The organism is Clostridia bacterium, assembly GCA_017405765.1.
Classification (GTDB): domain Bacteria; phylum Bacillota; class Clostridia; order Oscillospirales; family RGIG577; genus RGIG577.
On sequence record JAFQZS010000042.1, the window covers coordinates 59,760 to 65,824 of the forward strand.

7 protein-coding genes are annotated in these 6,065 nt (G+C 48.4%); 1 reads left to right on the forward strand and 6 read right to left on the reverse strand.

Annotated elements, in window-relative coordinates; translation table 11 throughout:
• Positions 1-52: 52 nt before the first annotated feature.
• The 5 genes from IJG50_07660 to IJG50_07680 form a co-directional block, all read right to left on the reverse strand.
• On the reverse strand, positions 53-853 hold the full coding sequence (locus tag IJG50_07660; protein MBQ3379719.1) for a 2-hydroxyglutaryl-CoA dehydratase: 801 nt from the start codon (positions 851-853) through the stop codon (positions 53-55).
• A 113-nt stretch (positions 854-966) separates the two neighbouring features.
• The gene (locus tag IJG50_07665; protein ID MBQ3379720.1) at positions 967-2,016 is read right to left on the reverse strand and encodes an acyltransferase; all 1,050 of its coding nucleotides are present in this window, start codon (positions 2,014-2,016) and stop codon (positions 967-969) included.
• On the reverse strand, positions 1,997-2,416 hold the full coding sequence (locus IJG50_07670; GenBank protein MBQ3379721.1) for a hypothetical protein: 420 nt from the start codon (positions 2,414-2,416) through the stop codon (positions 1,997-1,999). The genes IJG50_07665 and IJG50_07670 overlap by 20 nt, the downstream gene beginning before the upstream one ends.
• A complete protein-coding gene (locus tag IJG50_07675) occupies positions 2,403-3,350 on the reverse strand; it encodes an MBL fold metallo-hydrolase (protein ID MBQ3379722.1) in 948 nt (315 codons plus the stop codon). Before IJG50_07675 ends, IJG50_07670 begins: the two co-directional genes overlap by 14 nt.
• 13 nt (positions 3,351-3,363) lie before the next feature.
• A complete protein-coding gene (locus IJG50_07680; GenBank protein MBQ3379723.1) occupies positions 3,364-4,299 on the reverse strand; it encodes an MBL fold metallo-hydrolase in 936 nt (311 codons plus the stop codon).
• Between the two features lie 148 nt (positions 4,300-4,447).
• On the opposite strand from IJG50_07680, the gene IJG50_07685 reads away from it, so the two are divergent.
• On the forward strand, positions 4,448-5,263 hold the full coding sequence (locus tag IJG50_07685; protein MBQ3379724.1) for a hypothetical protein: 816 nt from the start codon (positions 4,448-4,450) through the stop codon (positions 5,261-5,263).
• Between the two features lie 110 nt (positions 5,264-5,373).
• Here IJG50_07685 and IJG50_07690 read toward each other — a convergent pair whose 3' ends face one another.
• Positions 5,374-5,607, reverse strand: a complete 234-nt coding sequence (locus IJG50_07690; protein ID MBQ3379725.1) for a hypothetical protein — start codon at positions 5,605-5,607, stop codon at positions 5,374-5,376.
• Positions 5,608-6,065 lie beyond the last annotated feature (458 nt).

Here is a 6,065-nt window from a genome sequence, read left to right on the forward strand (position 1 = left end):
CCTGCCGTTTTAAAACGCGATGACGTACGCATCTTTTGAAAAGGCGGCCGATTTATTTGCTCTCTTTTGCTTTTTTCTCCTTTAAAAGCTCATCCCATGCAAAAAGCGCCGCTCCCAGCGCTCCCGCAAGCTGACAATCCTCGGGAACGGTGATCTTATGGCCGATCTCTTTTTCCATTGCGCGTACAATGCCCTTATTTCTTGCAACGCCGCCGCTCATAACAACGTCGTCTATAACGCCTACGCGTAAAGCCTGACCGCTTACTCTCTTTGCTACCGAAGCATGTATGCCCGCTATTATATCCTCGATCTTTTCTTTTGAAGAAAGCCTGGATATTACTTCGGATTCCGCAAATACGGTGCATGTATTGTTTATCGTTATCTCCTTCGTAGAAAGCTCGGATATGTCGCCCATATCCTCGACCTTTACGTCGAGCACGCGCGCCATAACGTCCAAGAATCTGCCCGTGCCCGCCGCGCATTTGTCGTTCATAACGAAGTTCATAAGCGCGCCGTTCGGCGCAAGCGACAGCGCCTTCGCGTCCTGTCCGCCTATATCTATTATAGTGCGCGCCGTGGGCACGAGAAAGCGTATGCCCTTCGCATGGCACGATACTTCGCTTATCTGACGCTTTGCAAACTCAAAGCTGTAGCGCCCGTAGCCTGTGGAAAGCGCATAATCTATCTCGTCGGTCGTGATGCCTGCCATTTCAAGCACCGTATCGAATACCGTCTGAGCGCCGCTTGTACCGGTGCCGAGCGGGATTATCTTTTTTGCGAGGATCTTTTCCCCGTCCTCCAAAAGAACGGCCTTAGAAGTGGTCGAACCTATGTCAATGCCGAGTGTTATCATTTCTTCCTCCGTATTTATATTTTTATACAATTTGTTGCTTTTTTAATGACGTAAATACATAATCATTATACTATAAATATAAATTCTTGTAAATACAAATTGTGAAAATAATATTAAGAGAATCTATCTTTTCCCGCCGCCGCCTTTATGCGGCTCCATATGAAATAGAGAATAAAAGGCACGCTGTAGCAAACGAGAGCGCGCACGCCTATAACGGCAGAAAGCCGCACGATCCCCTGTCCGTCCAAGAATCTCTGCGCAGCTGTCAAAAAAAGGCTGTGCGCCAAAAACACGAAAAACGAACTTCGGTAGATCGCAGAAAGCGTTTTCTTTATAAGTTCGTGCGCCGACAAAAGCGAGACTGCTATAAAGTGGAGAACTAATATCGACAGCACGTCTGCTATGAGCTTTACGTTCAGTATATCAAAGGGAGTCGCGTATCCGAGAAGCCTTATGTAATATATCCATGCATATATAAGTATAAGCGCGATGCATACTACCTTGTCCCATTTTTTCGTTGTGAGCATTTCAAGCGTCCTGTCGTAATTCTTTCCGGCGTAAAGCCCCAGTACCCAGAACACGATATAAGTAAGAAAGATCCTGTCGCCGTAGGGGAACGATATGCCGAGCGCCCAGGTTATATCAGGATAATATTCTAAAAAGAACCATATAAGAAGCGAGACTGCCAGCGAAAGATAAAAGGGCACGCGGCGCATTACCCATACCCATAGCGGCATCAAAAGATAAAACTGCATTATAATGATGACATAATAAAAAGGAGCGGCCAGAGAGCCCGAGAACAGGTAGGAAAAGAATTCCCCCACGCCGCCTTCAACATACCCTATTGCGAGGAAGCAAAAGTAATATATGCACACCCATACGGCGTAAGGAAGAAATATCTTCTTTATGCGCCTTAAAGCGTATCTTAGATATACGGCTCCCGTAACGCGCTTATTCTCAAACTGCATGGCCATTTTCACGGCTCCCGTATATAAGAAAAGCGGCACTACAAAGGCCGCGATCCTCCACGGGAAATATATAAGCGCCGACTGCCACGACATCGTGTCTATCCGCTCAATGCCCACCGACAGCACGTGAATGAGTATCACGAGAAGGCAGGCTATGGCGTTCATATAGTCTAATTCAACCGTTTTCTTGTTCATTTTCGTTCTTCCACACGTCGGGCGCGCTATCCCAATCAAATTCGGCGTCCTCGTCGAATGCGGGCGCGTCGGCAAGTATCTTTTTTGCGCGCTCAAGCTCGTTTTCGGGCACTATGACGTACACGCCTATGCTCGTCATGCCGGTAAAAATGCTTACGTACTGGCTCGAGCCCTTGTAATATTTTCTCGCCGGTATGCCGTAAAATCCGAGTACGGATATCATCTGGTCCGCTTGCATATCGCCCGTGTTCTTTTCAAGCACTGCCCATGTGGAAACGTCGTCGCGGGCTATCCACGGCTTTTTCGGGGACAGTTTTTCATGGCAGGCGGGACATTCGGTCATATCGGGCTCGAATTCGCGGCCGCATTTTACGCAGTATTTCGGTTTAGACTGCTTCAAGAGCGTCACTCTCCTTCAATCTGTAATAGAGCGTGTTGTCTTTGAAAAAGTATTCAAACACGCCGCTCAGAACGAAATTATTCGCCATGGAATGTATCATTATTCTCGCCGTGCTGTAATACGCCAGATTTTCAAGATGCAGACGCACGTCGCCCGCCACTTTCGTAAGAAGGTCGTCAAGATGCACCGGCATACGCGCCGCTTTTTTCATGCTTGTCTCAAGTCTTTTCGTCATTTTAAAGTAATACTCCCCCGCAAGGCGCGCATCGTCGAAAGCGGTCCCGTGGGCGGGTATGTATTTTATACATTCGGTCTCCATTATGCGCTCGATCGAGCGGCTCATCGCCTCGGGCGAAGTAACGTACATGACCTTGTTTCTCCTCATTGATTCGGGGTCCAAAAGCGCGTCGCCCGTGAAGAACACGCCGTCGCATATAACGCCTATGTGGCCGTCGGAGTGGCCCGGAAGCGACACCGTGCGAAGCTCTCTGCCGTCAATATTTATCGTGCTGTCGGCCTCTATTACGACAGGCTCCGTCTTTTGAAGGCTTCCGAAGTCCTCGAGGCCGTTCTTTAACGGCAGCACCATCTCCGAGAACAACACGTGGAACATATTCTCCGTGCCGCGCATAAAAAGCGACTCGAAGAGCGTACAGTATATGGGACAGCCCGTGCGGTCGGCGATGTATTTATTCGCTCCGGCGTGGTCGAGGTGCGCGTGCGTGTTTATTATGGCGGCGGGCTTCTTTCCGATGCGCTCAAGCTCCGAAAGTATGGCTCTGCCCTGCTTTTCTCCCCATCCTGTATCTATAAGTATGACGCCGTGATCGCTCATTATAAGTCCCACGTTAGTGAACAGCTCCAAATATCCGAGCTCGACGCCCTCGAAGCTTTTTATATATCCGACTCTGTCGGTTATCATTTCAATAGCCATAACAAATCTCCCGTCACGCTCTCGTTTTGAGTTTTGCTTCCCTGATCTCGCCGGGCATAAGCTTTTTATAATAAAACATATTGTCTTTTACGATATAATCCATGGTATCATGCATTACGCAGTCGTTCAAAACGCATTGTATGGTCACGCGCGCCGTGTTGTAGGTGCGAAGGTCGCGAAGCCTGAGCGCAAGCTTTGTCGAAACATGCTGTACCGCCGTATCAAGCGTTACGGGGCCGTTCTCAAGCGCCTCGCGCGTAAATGTTTCGATGCGCGACAGCATCTCCACCATCATGTCGCAGGCCTCGTTCGGGTCTTTTACGGGCGAGCCGTGCGAGGGCACATACAGATCGTAGGACGATTCGCGTATGCGGGCAAGAGTTTCAAGCTCAAGCGTCGGATTTGTCATGTATATAAGCTTTCTGGGGCGCATCCAGTCGGGGCCTACTATCGCGTCGCCGCAGAAAAGGATATTGTCCACGGCTATGGCCACATGACCGTCGGAATGACCGGGCGTCGATATTATATCAAACGTCACGCCGTCTATCGTCACTTGTCCGTTATCGGGTATCACGCTCAGCTTGGTGGGATTTAAGGCCTCCGATATCCCCAGTCCGTCCATGATCGGGTTTGGGCATCCCGTAAAAAGCGCCGGAAAAAGCTGCTTTGCGCCTCTCACCATAAGAGATTCGTAAAGCGTGCAGTATACGGTGCAGTCCGTCTCCTTATAAAGAAAATAATTGGCTCCCGCATGGTCAAGATGCGTATGCGTGTTGATTATAGCAATAAGCTTTTTGTCTATTGCCTCAAGCTCCGCAAGTATCTCGCGTCCCTGCTTTCGCCCCCAGCCGTTATCTATCATTATAACGCCGTTGTCTGAGAAGACAACGCCGTCAACCGTAAGTTCACCCGTAAGCCCTACGCGGGGCGTAAGCATTTTAATTGCCATAACGCAAAATCCTTTCATAATTAAAAACACATTCCTATTTAATATAATAAAACAGTAATTAAATGTCAAGCAAGCCTTAAATATAACGCCTTGAAGCGCGCACAAAAACATGATATATTATAATAAACGTCTAAAAACGGAGGACGATATGGAAAACAACAAAAAATACGCAAAGCCGCGCACTATAGAAGAGCTTCTCGCCTTCTGCCGCGACAAGGGAATGCCCCTTGAAAAAATGCGTTTTTTCATAGGAGAGGACTATCGCGGGGCTGAAGCATTCGGCATATACAGGGACGACGACGGCGATTTTGTAGTATATAAAAACAAATCCGACGCAAGCCGCGCCGTGCGCTACAAGGGGCCCGACGAGGCTTACGCAGTGAACGAAATATACGAAAAAATAAAGGCGGAAGCGGAGCTTCGCAAAAGAAAAACGCATATGTACCGCGCAGACGTCTCCCGCGCCGAGCCGTCGTACACCGCGCGCGCGTCAAGCAGTATGCCTAAGACGCCGAAGCTTAGGAAATTTAGGGGACTTATAATATTCGCCGTCATAGCCGTTCTGATAATCGCCTTCGCACATCTGGACAAGTCGCCCTCAAGAGGATATTATCACTACAATAACAACGATTATTATTACTACGATGACGACTGGTACGGCTACGACAGCGGGCTGGGCGCGTGGATGATTTTGGACACCGTTGACGCGGCGCTTTCTGACAACTACGACGATTATTACGTGTCGCGGTATTACGACGATTATTATACGTCGGAGTATTACGACGAGACGGGCGGCGCGAGCGATTTTACGGAGTCGGAATATTACGACGAGACCTCGGACGACTCGTATTCGTCTTCGTATTACGATGACGACGACGATTACGACTGGGACGACTGGGGCAGCGACGACAGCGGCTGGGATTCATGGGACAGCGGCGACACGGACTGGGATTCGGACTGGTAATGAAAAAAGGCTTTTTATATGTCTTCGGGCATACAAAAAGCCTTTAAAATTTTTGTTTTGTCAGTAGCGGCCGGAAATTCCGGCCGTGTGAAAATGCAAAATTTTAAGCTTCAGAACGGATTTGAATAACGGTTGTACGTCATTTTAAGAGTAGATCTACAGGAATCGAATGTCTCTTTTTTGCATTCGTAACAGATCATGTCGCAATACAGCCAAGGGGCACGCGCCCGATCTTTTGCTTCGAGGCGAGCCATCCCCTTTTCATAATTATCGACGAGTCGTTCTGAGTACTTTTGCATCGTCATTAAGTACTTTTCCATCATCGTATAGATAATCATCGACATTTAAAGCCCCCCTTTCGGCGGAACAAAACGGTCACCTGTCTATATATCATAATACACCATAGTTAAATAAATGTCAACGTGTGAAAGGCGAAGCCGCAGCCGCGCGCCGGAAGGCGGCGCCGAAGCGGGGAGCGTGTGGACGAAGGAGCAAAGCCCCTCGGAAATTTCTATGCGCCGAAGTACCTAAAAAATACGTGAAGCGGATTTTTTGAGGTGGATTGTTGTAAAAAGAACCGCCCGCCGCGCAGATTTTCTAAAAAAGCACGCGCATGATTTGTTATGGTACAAATGATATGTGACAAAAGAGAATGGAAATTCAACTCGAACATGGTATGATGAAGTTACCACACAAATCAGCCATGAAAGAGATGAATTTCCATGACCAGTTTAGCATCTGGCGCGCATTTCCGTCAACAGGTAATCAAGTATTCAGAGAAGAACGGAGTAACAAAAGCCGC